Annotated in this window: 18 protein-coding genes; 8 read left to right on the plus strand and 10 right to left on the minus strand. The window is 62.0% G+C overall.

Annotated elements, in window-relative coordinates; all coding sequences use genetic code 11:
• Positions 1-3 precede the first annotated feature (3 nt).
• Positions 4-1,428, plus strand: coding sequence for a CCA tRNA nucleotidyltransferase (locus OHL16_RS13355; protein WP_263367663.1), 1,425 nt, complete (start codon positions 4-6; stop codon positions 1,426-1,428).
• Positions 1,429-1,448: 20 nt separating this feature from the next.
• On the opposite strand, the gene OHL16_RS13360 is transcribed toward OHL16_RS13355, so the two are convergent.
• Positions 1,449-2,276, minus strand: coding sequence for a 2OG-Fe(II) oxygenase (locus OHL16_RS13360; protein ID WP_263367664.1), 828 nt, complete (start codon positions 2,274-2,276; stop codon positions 1,449-1,451).
• A 62-nt stretch (positions 2,277-2,338) separates the two neighbouring features.
• On the minus strand, positions 2,339-3,214 hold the full coding sequence (locus OHL16_RS13365; RefSeq protein ID WP_263367665.1) for a glycosyltransferase family 2 protein: 876 nt from the start codon (positions 3,212-3,214) through the stop codon (positions 2,339-2,341).
• Between the two features lie 104 nt (positions 3,215-3,318).
• Between OHL16_RS13365 and kdsA the strand changes: the two genes are divergently transcribed.
• The gene (gene kdsA, locus OHL16_RS13370; protein WP_317891062.1) at positions 3,319-4,173 is read left to right on the plus strand and encodes a 3-deoxy-8-phosphooctulonate synthase; all 855 of its coding nucleotides are present in this window, start codon (positions 3,319-3,321) and stop codon (positions 4,171-4,173) included.
• A 226-nt stretch (positions 4,174-4,399) separates the two neighbouring features.
• Here kdsA and OHL16_RS13375 read toward each other — a convergent pair whose 3' ends face one another.
• Together OHL16_RS13375 and OHL16_RS13380 are read right to left on the minus strand one after the other, a co-directional pair.
• Positions 4,400-5,293 (minus strand): OmpA family protein, encoded by an 894-nt coding sequence (locus tag OHL16_RS13375; protein WP_263367666.1) that lies wholly within the window; start codon positions 5,291-5,293, stop codon positions 4,400-4,402.
• A 243-nt stretch (positions 5,294-5,536) separates the two neighbouring features.
• On the minus strand, positions 5,537-6,037 hold the full coding sequence (locus OHL16_RS13380; RefSeq protein ID WP_263367667.1) for a DUF2393 domain-containing protein: 501 nt from the start codon (positions 6,035-6,037) through the stop codon (positions 5,537-5,539).
• A 227-nt stretch (positions 6,038-6,264) separates the two neighbouring features.
• Here OHL16_RS13380 and OHL16_RS13385 point away from each other — a divergent pair, with 227 nt between their 5' ends.
• A complete protein-coding gene (locus OHL16_RS13385; protein ID WP_263367668.1) occupies positions 6,265-6,429 on the plus strand; it encodes a hypothetical protein in 165 nt (54 codons plus the stop codon).
• Positions 6,430-6,447: 18 nt separating this feature from the next.
• Here OHL16_RS13385 and OHL16_RS13390 read toward each other — a convergent pair whose 3' ends face one another.
• Complete coding sequence (locus OHL16_RS13390) at positions 6,448-7,206, minus strand: ATP-binding protein (protein ID WP_263367669.1); 759 nt, start codon at positions 7,204-7,206, stop codon at positions 6,448-6,450.
• 249 nt (positions 7,207-7,455) lie between these two features.
• On the opposite strand from OHL16_RS13390, the gene rpmE reads away from it, so the two are divergent.
• The 3 genes from rpmE (at position 7,456) to OHL16_RS13405 (ending at position 10,042) form a co-directional block, all read left to right on the plus strand.
• A complete protein-coding gene (gene rpmE, locus OHL16_RS13395) occupies positions 7,456-7,683 on the plus strand; it encodes a 50S ribosomal protein L31 (RefSeq protein WP_263367670.1) in 228 nt (75 codons plus the stop codon).
• A gap of 90 nt (positions 7,684-7,773) precedes the next feature.
• The gene (locus OHL16_RS13400; RefSeq protein ID WP_263367671.1) at positions 7,774-9,057 is read left to right on the plus strand and encodes a tRNA dihydrouridine synthase; all 1,284 of its coding nucleotides are present in this window, start codon (positions 7,774-7,776) and stop codon (positions 9,055-9,057) included.
• Between the two features lie 61 nt (positions 9,058-9,118).
• Entirely contained in the window at positions 9,119-10,042 is a 924-nt protein-coding gene (locus OHL16_RS13405; RefSeq protein ID WP_263367672.1) for a carbon-nitrogen hydrolase family protein, read from the plus strand.
• 63 nt (positions 10,043-10,105) lie between these two features.
• Here OHL16_RS13405 and OHL16_RS13410 read toward each other — a convergent pair whose 3' ends face one another.
• Genes OHL16_RS13410 through OHL16_RS13425 form a run of 4 tightly spaced genes read right to left on the minus strand, consistent with a single transcriptional unit; the run spans position 10,106 to position 13,058 of the window.
• Positions 10,106-10,522, minus strand: a complete 417-nt coding sequence (locus OHL16_RS13410) for a helix-turn-helix domain-containing protein (protein WP_263367673.1) — start codon at positions 10,520-10,522, stop codon at positions 10,106-10,108.
• Entirely contained in the window at positions 10,497-10,934 is a 438-nt protein-coding gene (locus OHL16_RS13415) for a type II toxin-antitoxin system HigB family toxin (RefSeq protein WP_263367674.1), read from the minus strand. Before OHL16_RS13415 ends, OHL16_RS13410 begins: the two co-directional genes overlap by 26 nt.
• Complete coding sequence (locus OHL16_RS13420) at positions 10,901-12,496, minus strand: hypothetical protein (RefSeq protein WP_263367675.1); 1,596 nt, start codon at positions 12,494-12,496, stop codon at positions 10,901-10,903. The genes OHL16_RS13415 and OHL16_RS13420 overlap by 34 nt, the downstream gene beginning before the upstream one ends.
• Before the next feature lie 25 nt (positions 12,497-12,521).
• Complete coding sequence (locus tag OHL16_RS13425) at positions 12,522-13,058, minus strand: YfiT family bacillithiol transferase (RefSeq protein WP_263367676.1); 537 nt, start codon at positions 13,056-13,058, stop codon at positions 12,522-12,524.
• A gap of 103 nt (positions 13,059-13,161) precedes the next feature.
• On the opposite strand from OHL16_RS13425, the gene OHL16_RS13430 reads away from it, so the two are divergent.
• On the plus strand, positions 13,162-14,007 hold the full coding sequence (locus tag OHL16_RS13430) for a glycoside hydrolase domain-containing protein (protein ID WP_263367677.1): 846 nt from the start codon (positions 13,162-13,164) through the stop codon (positions 14,005-14,007).
• Positions 14,008-14,038: 31 nt separating this feature from the next.
• Positions 14,039-15,283, plus strand: coding sequence for a VWA domain-containing protein (locus OHL16_RS13435; RefSeq protein ID WP_263367678.1), 1,245 nt, complete (start codon positions 14,039-14,041; stop codon positions 15,281-15,283).
• Positions 15,284-15,296: 13 nt separating this feature from the next.
• On the opposite strand, the gene OHL16_RS13440 is transcribed toward OHL16_RS13435, so the two are convergent.
• The gene (locus OHL16_RS13440; protein WP_263367679.1) at positions 15,297-16,697 is read right to left on the minus strand and encodes a sensor histidine kinase; all 1,401 of its coding nucleotides are present in this window, start codon (positions 16,695-16,697) and stop codon (positions 15,297-15,299) included.
• Positions 16,698-16,704 lie beyond the last annotated feature (7 nt).

Consider the following 16,704-nt stretch of genomic DNA (forward strand, 5'->3'; position numbering starts at 1 on the left):
CGCATGGCACCCAGCATCCAGTCCGACCCGCGATACCTCGCCGCACACGAGATCGCCCTCACCCTCCGCAGCGCGGGCCATCAGGCCTACCTCGCCGGAGGCTGCGTGCGCGATCTCCTCCTCGACATAGCGCCCAAAGACTACGACGTAGCCACCAGCGCCACACCGGATGCCGTCCTAAGACTCTTCCCCAACAAGAAAGCCCTCACCGTGGGCGCGCACTTCGGCGTCGTCCTCGTCTGTGAGCCAAACCGCGGGGAACCAAACAACGGGGAAGACAACGTCGTCTCCACCGAAGTCGCCACCTTCCGCCACGACGGAGTCTACTCGGACGGCCGCCGCCCCGACGCCGTTCGCTTCTCCAGCGATCCCACAGAAGACGTGCAGCGCCGCGACTTCACCATCAATGGCATGCTCCTCGATCCCCCCATCTTCGAGCGGACAGGCGATGCCCCCGCCGCAACTCTCGACTACGTAGGCGGCCGCAACGACCTCGCCGCACGCATCATCCGCGCCATCGGCGACCCCGCCCAGCGCTTCGCCGAAGACAAGCTGCGTATGCTCCGCGCCATCCGCTTCGCCTCCCGCCTCGACTTCGACATCGAGCCAACGACCTTCGCCGCCATCCACAACGCCGCAGCGCAGATCAATCAGGTCAGCCTCGAGCGCGTCCGCGACGAGCTCACCCTGATGCTCACCGAAGGCCGCGCCCGCCGGGCCTTTGAGCTGCTCGACTCAAGCGGCCTCCTCGCGCAGGTCCTCCCCGAGGCCACACGCATGCACGGCGTCCAGCAGCCGCCCGAGTTCCACCCCGAGGGCGACGTCTGGGTCCACACCATGCTCTTGCTTGAAAAGCTTCCCGCCGGCTGCTCGCCCACGCTCGCTTGGGGAGCGCTCCTGCACGACATCGGCAAACCCGCCACCTTCCGTGCGCCCAACCCCAACGACCCACACGACCGCATCCGCTTCAACGGCCACGTCGAGGTCGGCGTACGCATTGCAGAGAAGGTCCTCGCACACCTGCGCTTCTCCAACGAAGACTCCGCGCAGATCGTCGCGCTCGTCAAAAACCACATGCGCTTCGGAGACGTCATGCACATGCGCCAGTCCACGCTGAAGCGCTTCCTCCGCCTGCCACACTTCGACGAACAACTCGAACTCCACCGCATCGACTGCGCCTCCGCGCACGGCGACCTCAGCCTCTACGACTTCACAAAGCAGCAGTACGAGACCGCGCCCGCTGAAGAGATCCACCCCAGGCTCCTGCTCACCGGCCGCGAGCTCATCGCCGCCGGCTACCACCCCGGCCCGCGCTTCAAGGCGATGCTCGAGGCCGCCGAAGACGCCCAGCTTGAAGGCGCCGTTAGCACCCCCGAGCAAGCCCTCTCGCTCATACGTGAGCGCTTCGGCAAGCCTCCCGCCGCCTGAGCGCGTCTATACGGTTCCCTTTAGTTTTTTGATTCGCCGTTCACGTTCGTCCGGTACACACTCTGCGAGGTGTTCACCTGGCTTCGCAGCTTGATCAACTCCAGAACCCCAGGGTCGTTCGCCTGCTCACCATGGGGAGCAAACAAGGCACGTCCACGGTCCGCTGCACTTTCTCGAGGCTCGCACAGGTAGTACACAGCGAGACTGTTTCGTGCCCTGCCCGGCGGGCAGGTCACTGGCTCCGGAAGCCCATGCCACGACCTCTGCGAAGTATCGAAGATCACTGCACGGTTGAACATGCACGAAATCTGCTTCCGCAGTTCACCCGGCGCACCGTTGTTATCCGCCCAGAGCCCCAGCGCTCCTCCGTACTCCTCACGCCAGTCGGGAGCCACATAGACAATCAGATTCAGAATCCGCTCCAACCCCAGCTTCGGGTGGATCGAATAATCGAGGTGAGTGTTCAGTTTGCCGCCGGCGGCGTGCGAGTGCCAGCCGCCACCATGCAGGCCCGGATCGGCCCACAGCTTCACTCCGGCCAGCTTCGACATCTCCGCCACAAACTCATCGGAGTTCAAAAAATTGAACAGCGCATAGGTATTCTTCGGAAAACGATCCCAATGGTTCAACGCCTTCTTCACCTCGATGGCGTTGTTATAGACAGACCAAGCCGGGCCATCAAACTCCGGAAACTCCTCGGCAACCGCGCGCGCCACGTCTTCACGGAGGAAGTTATCGATCACAATATGTCGAAAGGGATCTCCCGAGTCGAAATCAGAACTCAGATCGTCAAAGTTGATCTCTTCACGAAGCAGGGATTCATTCTCTGTCTGCAGTAGATTGTTCATCTGAGAAAAGAATATGAGAGCGTTGGGGGAGCGTCAAACACATTATCGACTCTGGAACCACTTCAAGGCATGGGCTCTCGCACGAACTCCGTTGCGCCTTGCCAGACGGCCCTCAAGCCATTCCAGTCTCTCTGCACGATCCGGTTTCCTGATCGCAGCGCTAAATAAAGCGGCATACCGATCAATGCCAGTCTTGAGTGCCTTCGGATGAATCGGAGAGAGGACACCGTAATCGTCTTTGTCATGAATGGCTTTTGACTCTTCGGCGTGCTTGCCCCCTCCTTATGCAGCACCGCCGTATCTTCGGCCATCACAATCTTCCAGTGTGTCTCCTGCATTCGCAGACACAGATCAGTGTCATCGCAATACATAAAGAAGCCTTCGTAGAGCAGACCAACTTCTTCAAGCATCGCTCGACGTGCCAGCACGCTGGCGAAGGTTGTATAGCAGTTCTTGTCAAACTTCACCGGTGCGTGAAAATGCGTCGAGTAGGCGATCCACGGCCTGACCTTACCGCCACCCCATGCCTGCACCTGCGTCGGATCGTGCGCATACAGCAATACCGTTCCCACCAGCCCTGCCTCCGGGCTCGCCATCGCCCGCCGCACCAGCTTCCGCAGTGTGTCCTGCGGGCAAACCGTATCGTTATTGAGCAGCCATACGAACTCCGCACTTCCCGCAAGCGCGGTTTGGATCCCCACATTGCACCCCTTCGGGAACCCAAGGTTCTTACCAGTCTCGATCAGCGTCACCTCAGGAAACGCCGACCGTATGCGTCCCGCGGAGTCGTTTGTCGACCCGTTGTCCACCACAACAATCTGCAGATTGCGGTAGTCCTGTGTCCGAAGCGAGGATAGGCAATCGAGCGTATCCTGCCATCCGTTCCAGTTCACAATCACACAGCACACGCTCGGACTCGCGTCAGCTGTGTCGTGCATCTCCATCGACTGCTCTCCCGTCATTCACTCTATATCACCCGCTTCAGGCGGGAAGCGTACGCTCCCATCTGCAACGGCCGTGACACTATGGTCAAATAGCAATCGTGACCCATCCCTTCGAAATCGGCCGCGCGCCCAACACCGTCTCCGCCGGCCACGGTAAGCTCTTCCTCATCGGCGGCCCCTGCGTCATCGAGTCCGAACAGCACGCCCGCATGATGGCTGAGTCGATCCAGCGCATCACCTCCGACCTCGGCGTCCCGTACATCTTCAAGGCCAGCTACGACAAGGCCAACCGCACCTCCATCAAGAGCTTTCGCGGCCCCGGCCTTGTCGAAGGCACGCGCATCCTCCGCACCATCGCCGAGACCACCGGGCTGCCCGTCCTCACCGACGTCCATACCGCAGAGGACTGCGCCGTCGCCGCCGAGTCCGTCGACGTCCTCCAGATTCCGGCCTTCCTATGCCGCCAGACTGACCTGCTGATCGCCGCCGCCGAGGCCGCGAAGACCAACAACCGCGCCATCAATATCAAGAAGGGCCAGTTTGTCGCCCCGGCCGACATGCGCCACGCCGTCGAAAAAGTCCGCGAGAGCGGCTGCGATCGCGTCTCCCTCACCGAGCGCGGAGCCAGCTTCGGGTACAACAACCTCGTCGTCGATATGCGCTCGCTGCCCATCATGCGCGCCTTCGCGCCGGTCGTCTTCGATGGAACCCACTCCGTCCAAACCCCTTCGGCAGCCAACGGAGTCAGCGGTGGCCAGCCCGAGTTCATCCCCGTCCTTGCCCGCGCCGCCGTCGCCGCCGGAGTTGACGGCGTCTTCCTCGAAGTCCACAACGACCCGCCGCATGCCAGGAGCGACGGAGCCAACGCGCTTCACCTCAACCACCTCAAGGCGGTGCTCGAACCGCTGCTCGCCATCCACGAGATCGTCAAGGGAATATCGCCTTCAGCCTGACAGCGCATCAGGCGATGCGTGAGGCAAAGCTGAGCAAAGCAGCCCAAATCCAGAAAAAAAAACGGCCCCTCGCGTGAGGGGCCAATCTGCCTTGGTTCTCTCTGGTTAGGAGAGTCTATTGCGGAGTGCGATCTATGTCGCAGGCTCTGCAAACTTTAGAACTTTCGGGCGGCACTCAAGCATCGCTGCTCGGCCCGTGCCGCCCTTTGGGGGGAGGGCTACTCGGTCACTCGGGCTTGCTCACACCCGCGTTGGATGTCGTTGGGGGCGTCGGAACAGCGTTCGACGCCGAAGTTGAGTTCATGGTCGCGAGACTGTTGTGCAGCAGGGTCACGCGGACTCCGTTGACGAGCGCCTTCTCACCCTCAGCCGGCTTGGTCGTGTTGCGGCCCATTCCGGTGCGGTAGATGCGGTAGACCGGGATCTGGTGCTCGGTGACGAGGTAACGAACCACCGAGTCAGCCATCGCCTGCGAGCTCTGCACGCCGCCGCGGCTATATCCCTCCACCTCGACGATGTAGCCCTTCTCGGCGCTCAGCTTCGTCGCGACGTCGTCCAGTTGGGCCTTGGCCTTCGGACCGAGCGAGGTACGTCCCGCGGCGAACGGAATCTCGGTCGCCGAGACCTGCTGGTACTGGTCCAGATTGGTGACCGTGGTGTTCAGGGCATCTGTACGGGTGCTCGCGTTGGTCGCCAGCGTATTGGCTGCATTAGCGCGATTGCCCGCATCCGTCGCGTGCTGGTCGGCCAAGGTTGCGGCGGTCATCGCCTTATTGATGCCAGCCGTCGCGCGCGAATCCACATCGCGGATGTCGTTGGCGTTCTTGGCCTGAAGCTGGTCGAGTTCGTTGGTGCGATCCTTGATCGGATCAACCTGCCTGTGTACCCACTTCTTGCGAGCGAGCGGGTTCATCTTGCCCCAGAAGCCTTCCTTCGACTGCGTATTGAGGGGCTGGCCGGTGGCGTAGGTCCCCTTGTCGTCCGGGCTGATCTGCGAAGTGGTGCTCGCAGGCTGCGTGGACTGGCTAGCGGGCGAACTCGACTGGGCCAGGGCGCTCATTCCCATCGCGCTACCCAGCACCAAAACTGAGAGACCAAAGGTATTTCCTGTTTTCATCATTTTCAAACTCCTCAGTGTCTTGGTTCGCCTAACGTTCAGACGTCAACACGCCATTGCATAGAGCATCTGGCGTGCCAAACTCAAAAACCCGTGGTTGTCTTTGAAAGCAAGTGACTTATGGCCAACGAGGTCGCAAACCGGCTCTCGGGAGAATGAGCACACGTTCAGCAAATTCTTCCGGGTCGCCGGTAACATTTGCTGAATGCCGAAAGTCTGGATTTCCCAGCCCTTACCAGCCGGGAATTACCTGGTCTCAACCCGAATGATATGAACCTCGGGCATCTGCTGGTTCCAGTTCTGCGGGATCGACTCAAAGATCAGCCGGAACTCCCGCGAATCCCCGGACTTCAGAGGAGCGGACGCCACCGTCTGGGTGTCGATATAAGGCTCCCGCGTCCGAATCAGCATCAGAGGTACCGTCTCCACCTGCGGGGGCATCGCCTCGTCGTTGCGGAACAGCACCTGAACCGTGATGCCGGCCACCGTCTGGCTCCCTGTATTCCGCACCGTTCCGTCGATAAAGGTCGACTTGCCACCTGAGAGGCTTGTCGACTCGCTCATCGCAAGCCCCGAGAGCGGCAGGTTAGCCGCATAGGCCGCCAACGGCTGAATCCCGGTCACTGGAGACGCCTTTTTTCTGCCCGCAATGACCAACCCAGCCAAAACCGCCAGCACTACGACGCCGGCGATAACCCAGACCGAGGCTGACATCCCGCCCCCCGCAGGCGCCTTGGGCGCAAACATTCCCGAGTCCCCAGCCCGCTCTATCCCGCGTGTGCCTTCCTGCTCCCTATCGCTCATAAGCCCGGATTTTATACCTCGCAGTTGCCCTTTTCTCACGTACTGCAGTCACAAAGGAAACCAGCAGAGCACCTTCGCAAAAAAGTAGCCTGATTTTCATTTGAGGCCAGAACTTTCTGAGCCAATATGCCGTTAAGAGTCATCAAAGGGTTATGAGAGGAGACGCTCCAATGGACACCCCAACCAGCAAAGCGCCGCCCCCTGCTCAGAAAGCCGGGCAGTTTACCACCGTTTCCGACACCACTGCACGTTCTGCGCCGTCCAAAGTGGCGGACCGCGTCTACAGAATCGCCGCTTTGACTGCCGGAATCGCCCTCCTGGCGACCGTCGTCTAGCACCCGCGCCGCACGCGCTCAGGCGAAGCTTGCGCGTTTGATCTTCTGCCTGAAGTCCTCACCCTGCATCTCAACCACAACGCACATCTCCTGTAGCCTCGACCGCATGCGCTCGCCGATGCGGTCGCCAAGGGTCTCCTCGCGCACCGCTGTGCCGCGTGGCCCCGCCTCCGTGCCCAGCGGCCCGAGGTTGCTGTAGTTCGTGGTGATAATCGTCGTCCGCCGGTCGTTATAGCGGGTATTCAAGATGTGCGCGACCGTGTCCCAGACCCAGTCGGTCGGCTTGGCCGCACCCAGCTCGTCCAGCACCAGCACCTCGGCCTCAAACACGGGCCGCAGCACCTGAAGCTCGGTCTCGCGAACCTGCGGGTTGTAGCTGTTCTGCACCTGCTTCAGCAGGTCGCGATAGTCGTAAAACAGCCCTGACGCGCCGCGCTCAGTCACCAGGGCCTGCAGAATCCCGACCGCCAGGTGCGTCTTTCCCACCCCGATCCCGCCCGTCAGCAGCAGTCCCGTCCCCGCCGTCTCCAGCGGATAACTCTCCACAAACTTTCGCGCCCGCACCAGCGCCGCGCCCAGCGACCGGTGCGACGAGGGAAATTTCGTCTCATAGTTATCGAGCGAGCAGTGTTCATACCGCCGCGGAATCCCAGCCCGGCCCAGCCTGCGCGCCGCACGCTCCCGCACGCGGCACTCGCACTCCTCGGCAAACTGCCGCCCATCGCGCTGCACCACCCGCAGCCCGGCTCCCTCGCAGATCTGACAAATCTCAGCCATCGGTCGTAACTCTAGTATCGCAGCACTTCGCCGTCTGCGGGCCCTGTGCGAATCCCGATCGCACGGCTGAAAAGCTGGACACGTGATGCTAAAATAAGAGAAGCGCTTAGCCACTCCAGTCGGGGTGTGCCGGCTTCGCGACAGGCCTTCGATGTGACGTGACCGCACCGTCGCAAGCGATCCGCGACCCGACGAGCCATCTCAGCCAACCGGCCAACACACGCCTTTGGCAAAAGGATAGAACCACCGATGCCTAAAGAAGGAATCCACCCGAAGTACGAAACCATCACCGTCAAGTGCGCCTGCGGCAACCACTTTGAGACCCGCTCCACGCACAAGGGCGACATCGTCCTTGAAATCTGCTCCAACTGCCACCCGTTCTTCACCGGCAAGCAGAAGCTGGTCGACACCGCCGGACGCGTCGAGCGCTTCCGCCGCAAGTTCGCCCAGTCGGACGCCGGCAAAGCCGCAAAGTAAAGCGGAGCCGAAAACTATCAGAAGGCCTCCGCGAAAAACGGAGGCCTTCGCTTTCTACTCCCTACTCCCTACTCCCTATTCCCTGTCTTTATGAAGAAGCGTTACACACTCGAGCAGAAGCGCTGGGACTCGCCCCGTGAGTACGCCATGCCGGAGCACGCCCGCGTGCCTGCCAGCTTCTCCATCGGCAACGTAACGATCGCCCCGGCGACGGTCCTCGCACCCATGGCCGGTGTCACCGATACAGTCTTCCGCCGCTTCATCAAGAACGCGAGCCAGTTCACCGCTTCCACAGAATCCTCGACGAACGTCGAGGCTATAACCACCAACCAGCAATCCGGCTGCGGCCTCATAATGACGGAGTTCACCTCCGCCGACGGCCTCTCCCGCATGCGCGAGACCAAGCGCAAGCGCTATCTCACCTACTACGACGACGAGCACCCCATCTCCGCGCAGCTCTTTGGCTCCAACCCCGAGACCCTCGCCGACTCCGCCCGCATCGTGCAGGACGCCGGATTCGACCTCGTCGACCTCAACCTCGGCTGCCCGGCCAAGCGCGTCGTCGCCTGCAACGGAGGCTCCGGCCTGCTGCGCGACCTGCCGCTCATCGAGACGATCTTCAAGGCCATCCGCGCCGCCGTCACCATCCCCTTCACGGTGAAGTTCCGCATCGGCTGGAACGACTCCAACATCGTCTGCGTCGAGCTGGCGAAGCTCGCCGAGGACTGCGGCCTCAATGCCTGCGCGCTCCACGCCCGAACCCGCGAGGACGGCTACACGGGCCAGGCCCGCTGGGAGTTCATCGCCGCCGTGAAGGATGCCGTCAATATCCCCGTCATAGGCAACGGCGACATCCGCACCCCCGAGGACGCCGCCGCCATGGTCGAGGCCACAGGCTGCGACGCCGTCATGATCGGCCGCACCGCGCCGTCCAATCCATGGATCTTCCGCCAGATCGCCCAGTACACGGCCTCTAAAGAGGCAACGGGGACCGGCGCCTACGACATCCCCACCAACGAAGACCGCTACCGCATGATCCGCACCTACTTCCAGATGCTGGTCGACGAGATCGCCGTAGAAGAGGCCGCCGAAGCCGCCCGTGCCGCAGCCATCACGGCCTCAGGCCAGATCGCCCGCGAGCAGCGCAACCGCGACTGCGTCGGCAAGATGAAGCAGTTCGCCAGCTGGTTCACCCACGGCGTCCCCGGAGGCTCCACCCTCCGCAAACAAATCTTCGAATCCAAAAACGGCCCCGCCGTCCTCGACGCCGTAGAGCGCTTCTTCGAGTCCCAGCCGCAAACTTCCGCGTTAGAGATTCTTGCGACTGAGCCAGCAGACGACTCGCTCCTCACCTCAGCCGCTTACTGTGACTGAATTCGCCGCTACTGCATCAAAAGGACACCCACAAATCCTGCTGGTAGAAACGAGACCAAAGGTGCAGCCTAACAACATTCGCGTCGCTCTCGCGCAGTTCGCGCCCATCTACCAAAACAAGCAAGCCACGCTCACTAAAGCGCTTGACCTGATCCAGCAGGCGGCCGGCAAGGGCGCAAAGCTCATCGCCTTTGGCGAAACGTGGTTTCCCGGCTATCCCGTCTGGCTCGACGTCTGCCCCGCCGCCGGCCTGTGGAACCATGAGCCAACCAAGCGCATCTTCGCGGAGCTGCGCCAGAACAGCATCACAATCACCGGCCCTGAGACGAAGGCGCTCGCTGAAGCAGCCGCTGACCTCAGCATTGGAATCGTCATCGGCATCAACGAGCGCGTTGACGAAGGCCCAGGCCAGGGCACCCTTTACAACAGCCTCCTCACTTTCTCAACCGACGGCCTTCTGGCAAATCACCATCGCAAGCTCGTCCCCACATTCACCGAGCGGCTGGTCTGGGGCAACGGCGACGGCGGTGGCCTAAGCGCTGCTTCCATAGCCAACGCCCGCGTCGGCGGACTCATCTGCTGGGAGCACTGGATGCCGCTCGCGCGCACCGCCATGCACCAGTCCGGCGAGCACATCCACGTCGCGGTCTGGCCCACGGCCAACGAGATCGCGCAGCTCGCCAGCCGCCACTACGCCTTCGAAGGCCGTTGCTTCGTCCTCGCCGTCGGCCTGATGATGCGCGCCGTCGACATTCCAGGTGAGCTTCCTCACAACGTCAATCAGGAGTGGGCCGAGAGCGGAGGCAGCGCCATCATCGCGCCTGACACCAGCTACGTCGTCGAACCCATCTACGACCGCGAGGAGCTCGTCATTGCCGACCTCGACCTCAACATGATCGACCGCGAGAGCATGGCGCTCGATGTAACCGGCCACTATTCGCGACCGGATGTCTTCACCTTCTCGCATCGCACCCTCGCGGGCTAGCGCCAGGCTCTGCAATGAGTTGACTCTAATTTGGCTAAACGTTTTGTAGGAGAAACGATAGCTTCAAGCCGCCGTTCGTCTTGCAGTCCTGGGAGCGTGTGTTGGCCGTCGGCCGCGCCTGCTCTGTGGTTCCTGAATAAGCAGATCTGCCGAGATACCCCAGGACGCACTCAGCCGCCGGATCATCGTCAGCGTGAGCGGACGCCTTCCGTTCAATATCTCCGACACTCGCGCTCTGCTTCCCAGCAGATCCTCGAGATCTTTGCGCCGCAAACCTCGCTGGTCCATCACAAACTGAATGACTGCGACGGGGGTCGGGCACTGGATGGGAAAGCGCTTCTCCTCATAGGCCGCCACAAGCGTCGCGAGTACGTCCAGCTCATCCTCTTCGGCGGAGCTCCGGTTCTTATCCATCAGGACTTCGATCCTCGATAGAGCCTTCCCGTGGTCCTGCTCACTCCGAATGGGAAATATCCGCATAACGCTCCTTGTCGTGCTGAACAGTGGCGACATCGACCCTGTCGTACTCCGCATGCGTGCCCAGCCACTTGATGAAGATGACCTGTAATTGATAGTTGATACTCACGACCAGCCGGTAATCGTTGCCCTTGATGTTGAAGACCACTCTGTTCGCGGAAACGATGCTCGCCGAACCAAACATTCGCTTCAATTCGGCTGAGTTCTTCCACTCCGCCCTGGAGGCAATGGCATACCACGCCTCCAGATGATCGAGAACGACGCGTCGTTCTGCTCGGCGAACTCGGTGGTGCACGAAGTTGATCAGAGTGCTCCGAGCTACAATCCTCACTTCGAAAACATACCACGCTCCCATTTTGGGAGCAATGCCGAGAATGGCCTCTACGCAGTCGTACCCACACTTCGCTTCCGCCACACCGCCTTTACCTTCTCGCGCCACCGCTCATCCAGCGCCACCAGTACCCACTCCACCTGCGGCGAGATATACCTCAGTACCACCTCCGTCGCCGGATGCACCCGCAGCGAAGGAGCCACCAGGTACAGCCGCGGGTCCGCCTCCGACAACCGAACTCCACCAAAGTACCCCAGCCTCTGAAACTCCCCCAGCCCGAAGCCCGCATTCTCCGCCGTCTGCCGATGATGCCATCGCACTCGCACCCAGTAGTCCAGCCCTTGTAACGCGAGATGCAGGTCATCATCGGCCTTCAGCTCAATCACCGCCAGCCGCCCGTCGTCCGTCACTCCCAGCAGGTCGAGCATGCCGCGATCCCCCGCGGCAAACGCTGGAACCTGCGTGTACACATGCGCCGCATTCAGCCGCGCATCCAGCGGCTCGACATCTCGCCGCAGCACGTTCTCCAGCCAGCGCTCCGGCTGCATCCTGTAAAGCGGATCGCGCTTGTCCCCGCCCGAATGCCGCCGCTCAAACAACCGCGCCACCAGCTCTCCCAGCTCTCCCTCGTTCTCGCCGGTCAGCGGAGTCTCATTCGCCCCCGCACCAAACGTAATCTCATCCTCGCGATTGAACGAGGCGCCCGCATACCCACTGCGCACCCGCGCAAACTCCAGCCCATGCAGCAGGAACGCAACCTCCGCGCCGCTCCTCACCCGCAACTCCACCACACCACGCATCGCCTCAGGCACCAGCGCCATCACCCGCGCTGTAGCGTCCGCAAACCTCTCCCGCACAGCCGCCTCATTCGGAGCATGCACCAGCCGCGTCGTCAGGTTCCCATGGTCCGCAGGCTCGCGCTGCGTTAGCCCCTCGCTCGCCTGATCCAGCTCCCATAGCTCCCACTGCGCGGCGCGTGTATTCAGCCACGCCATCCGCGAGGCCGTCAGCGCCGCCATCCCACGCGGCACAACCACCTTCAGCCCCTGAAACACCCTGCGCCCATCACCCTTCGCGCGGCAGTGATCGAGCCACAGAATCCCCAGCGTCAGAATCCCATCGACGACAGCCGGCGACTCCTCCTCGTTCACCGCGATCACCGCCCATGCCTGCTGGCCCTTCACCAACGAACCACGAGCATACGCAGGCCCAAAGCTCTTCTCGAGGTCCATCGCCGTGCGCAGCCCGTCCACCTTCCAGTCGGCAAACTCACGCTGAAGCACGCGCTCCAGCACGCGCAGATACCGCACCCGCGTCGTCTCACGCGCCGAAGGCGTCCGCCGGTCGCGATCCGCCACCAGCTCGAGCGTCTGCGGCTTCGTCTGCCCGAAGCGATGCGTGCTCAGCCGCAGCACGCCGTTGCGCGTCGCGACGGCGCTCACCCTCCGCACCAGGTTTCTGTCCTCGCTCCAAAGGTGCAGCGTGCACCGCCCATGCTCCGCTGCGAGCCGGTACTTCGCCTCGCGCATTTCGAAGACCACCCGCCCATCCTCGAGCACCACCGCGCGCGGATGCTCTGACAGAAACGCATCGAGCCCGCGCGCAATCTCCTCTGGCGTCTGCTCCCTTTCGGTTCCCCGCGTCAACGTAGCCCCGGTCTCCCGCCCCACATCACCACTTCTTATTCGCGCGCAGACGCGTAATATGCGCTACGTGATGCCGCGAGTGCCATCCATACGCCAGCGTCGCCAGCTCAATCGACATCGGCCCGTCCTCCGGGTGCCGGAATCCCCTCGCCCACTGTTCCTCGCTCAGCGACTGCAACATCAGCACCCACCGCGCATGCAGGCTCTCGATCAGTTCCAGCGACCACTCCACCGGGGCAACCGAATCACGCAACGCCGCCCACGCCTTCTCGTCGTACGTCTTGACCGTCGGCCAGTCCTCCGTCAGCGCCAGCCGCACGCGGATAAACGCATTCATGTGGCTGTCGGCGATGTGGTGCACAAGCTGCCGCACCGTCCATCCACCCTCGCGATACGGCGTATTCAACTGCGTTGCATTCAGCCCGTCCACCGCATTTCGCAACTGCTCCGGCATCTCGGCGATCGACGCAATCGCATTCAGCCGGTCATCCGGAGTGATCGTCTCCGGCTTCACAAACTTTCCAATCGGATACTGCGAGTCCACCACCTCGGTCACATTCATCGCCCCCTCCTTCCCCTTTAGCAGCAAGGTAGCACAGCTACATTGCATCTCATCCAATCCCATAATTCCTCCACCCTGTAACCTCAAATAAGGAGCCCTCTCGATGCGTTTCCTCCCCGCGAGCCTCGCCACCATTCTTCTCTTCACCGCGACCATCGCGCGGCCCCAGCAGACTGCTCAGCGGCCTGCTGAGCATTTGGGCTTCGACGCCAACGACTACCCCGGCGACGCTGCCCTGCCCGCCCTCCGCCGGCACTTCGTTTTCACCGGATACTGGCTCAACAACCCTCCCGGCGAGACCACCAATCCCTGGCTCGGCAAGCGCGACACCCTTCTCCGCAACAACTTCGGCTTCCTCGTCCTCTACAACGGCCGCCTCGACGCCGAGATCCTCAAAGCAAAACGCCGCGGCACCACCCCTCAAGCCCTCGGCAAACAAGACGCCGCCGCCGCCATCGCCGCTGCGCAGCGCGAACACTTCCCCGCCGGCACCGCCCTCTTCCTCGACCAGGAAGAGGGCGGCCGCCTGCTCCCCGAACAGTCCGCCTACCTGCTCGCATGGACCGAAGCCATCGCCCGCTCCACCTACCTCCCGGGCGTCTACGCCAGCGGCCAGCCCGTCCCCGACGACCCCGGCACCACCATCACCACCATCCAGGACATCCGCGAGCAGGTCGCCGCAAAGCACCTCCACCCCATCGCCTTCTTCGCCTACCAGGACGCCTGCCCACCCTCAAACGGCTGCACGCTCACCCCGCCGCCCATCACCGCCGCCGGAACCCCCGACATCGCCGTCTGGCAGTACGCCCAATCCCCCCGCCGCCCCGCGAACACCCGCTCCTGCGCCAAAACCTACGCCGCCGACGGGAACTGCTACGCCCCCGGCATCCCGAAGCTCTATCTCGACATGAGCGTAGCCACGTCAGACGACCCCTCCCACGGCCGCTAGCACTACACTCAACCCAGCAGGAGAGGCCGCCATGAAGCTCCAAGCCGCGCTCACGTTCGCTCTCGTAGCTGCCTCTCCTCTCGCGCAAGCACAAGAACCCACTCCTCAAACACCCACCATCAGCACACAGTCCACTCTCGTCCTCGTTCCCGCTCTCGTTCGCGATAAACCTGGCAACCTCGTCTACACCCTCAACGCCGACGACTTCACACTCATCGACGACGGCGTCCCGCAAAAGCTCCACCTCGAGCAGGACACCGGCGGCGAACCACTCGCCCTCGTCGTTGTCATCGAGATCGGCGCCGCCGGTGCGCGCGAGTTCAACAAGTTCACCTCCATCGCTCCACCCCTCGCTCCCATGCTCGAATCCATCGTCGGCAATGTTCCGCACAAGATTGCCGTCGTCGCCTTCGACAGCCAGCCAACCCTCCTCGAAGACTTCACTCCCAGCATCGATCGTGCCGCAGCAGCCATCGCCACGCTAACCCCTGACTGCACACGTCAGCATCACCTCGACAACTGCGCCTCGCCGCTCGCCATCCGCAACGTACCACTCGGCGACAACGGCGACGCCATCCTCGACAGCATCGCCTTCTCCGTTGACCTCTTGCGCAAACAACCCATCGAGTATCGCCGCGCCATCCTGCTCATCAGCGAGACGCTCGACCGCGGCAGCCGCACTAGCCTCGATGACGCCCTACGCGCCATCAGCGACACCAACACCACCATCTACAGCATCGGTTTCTCCACAGCGAAGTCCGAAGCCGCCCACTACGGCGCGCGCACACTTCCCACGCAGCCAGGCGGCTTATGGATGGAAAACCACCACCCCAACCCGCCTCACGGCTGCATGGGCAAAGATCCCGATCCCGATCCCGACCCCGACGCCACCCACAACAAAGCCGTCCAGGTCTATGACTGCGCCACGCAGCTTCTGCCGCCGCTCGCGCTCGCCAAGATGGCCGCCATCCTCGCCACCGACGGCCTCAAACGCAACATCCCCGAGACCGTTGCCAGTCTCACCGGCGGCGAGTACTTCAAACTGACCAACGCCAAAAGCCTCGAGCGCGACCTCGCCACCATCTCCAACCACATCCCCAATCGCTACATCCTCAGCTTCCAGCCACAGTCACCCCACCCCGGCCTCCACGCCATCGGGCTGCAGCTGAAGGACTATCCCAACCTCCAGCTCACCGCCCGCACCAGCTACTGGGCCGATGCAGTCAATGCATCATCACAACCTGCCTCGCCAGGCACACCTTCAAAAGCACAGTAGATCGAGACGATCCTCAATCACCGGCAACAGGCAGCGATACACGAAACTCTGTTCGCCCCGGCTGCGAATCAAATTCAATCAGGCCATCGTTATGACCCACTAGACGCCGAGCAATGTCCAGCCCTAGACCCGTGCCCTGCCCCATCGGTTTCGTCGTAAAAAAGGGATCGAAGACGCGTGAGCGGATCTCTGATGGAATGCCCGGCCCATTATCGATGATGCGCACCACTATATGTTGACCCTCACAGCACGCGCTCACCTCCACGCGGCCACCTTCCGGCGCGGCATCCAGAGCATTATCGATCAGGTTTCCCCATATCTGGTTTAGTTCGGCCGCAAAACCGAATACCCGCGGCAGACCGGCCTGCAAATCAATGGCCACGGCCACCGACTTCTCCCTCGCCTTCGAGTTCAACACTGTCACGGTGTCGCTCAGTCCTAACCCCAGATCCACACGCTCGGCCACCATCGCCTGGTCCATGTGCGTGAATCCCTTCACTGCCATGACAAGACCAGAGATACGCGATGAACAACTCTGAATCTCTGACGCGAGACTCCGTACTGCACATCCGGCAGCCGCCCAGCGAAGCACGGCGTTGGCTGTTGGTCCCGGCACAATCTCCACAATCGAGTTCAGCGCCTCGAACGTAACCTCGGTGTCGGCAAGTATCTGGGCGTTGGAGGTATCTAAACCACGATCGGCAAGCCAACCGTAAATAGCATCTTCGCGGTCGGCTTGCTCCAGAGCAGATCGCGTCTTCACGGTCTTCTTCGCAAGGCAGGATTCTCGGATCGCATCCACCGCGGCCAACTGAGTTTCCGATAACCCGGCCGCTTCCAACGCGCGCGTCGCGTTTTCTGACTCTTCCAGCCGATCCGTAAGCAGGCAAACACTGCGCTCAATCGCTGACGCAGGATTATTCAGCTCATGAGCCAGGCCCGCAGAAAGCTTACCAAGCGAGATCAGCTTCTCGTTATCCAGCTCGCTCGAAGTAAACAGTCGCGCGCGGTCGATCATCCGATGCACCAGGATCGACGTGATCTCAAAACACTCCTGGATCATCTCTCGAAGATGGTCCCGATGCAGGGCCAGGATCTCCAAAGGCTCCTGTGCAATTGAATCTCCTGGAGGACTCACCAGCCGTGAGTACGGCAGCATCCCGGTTACGTCGCCCGCCCCCCACTCAACCAGCTTGCTCGGCCCGGCCCCACGGTCGACGAAGAGCGCCAGACGCCCCGACAGAATGACGTAAAGCCCCTCTACCGGATGCCCCTTTTGAGACAGCATCTCGCCGACTCCAAGCGTTCGAAGGGACCCATGTTCCACCAGCCAGGCCAGTTCCTCACGAGGTGCTGAGCCAAGTGTCTTGTGTTGCGCCAGGCGCTCGATCAGATCCGTTGCGGTCACTTGCATTGCAACC

The organism is Edaphobacter bradus, assembly GCF_025685645.1.
Taxonomy (GTDB): Bacteria; Acidobacteriota; Terriglobia; order Terriglobales; family Acidobacteriaceae; genus Edaphobacter; species Edaphobacter bradus.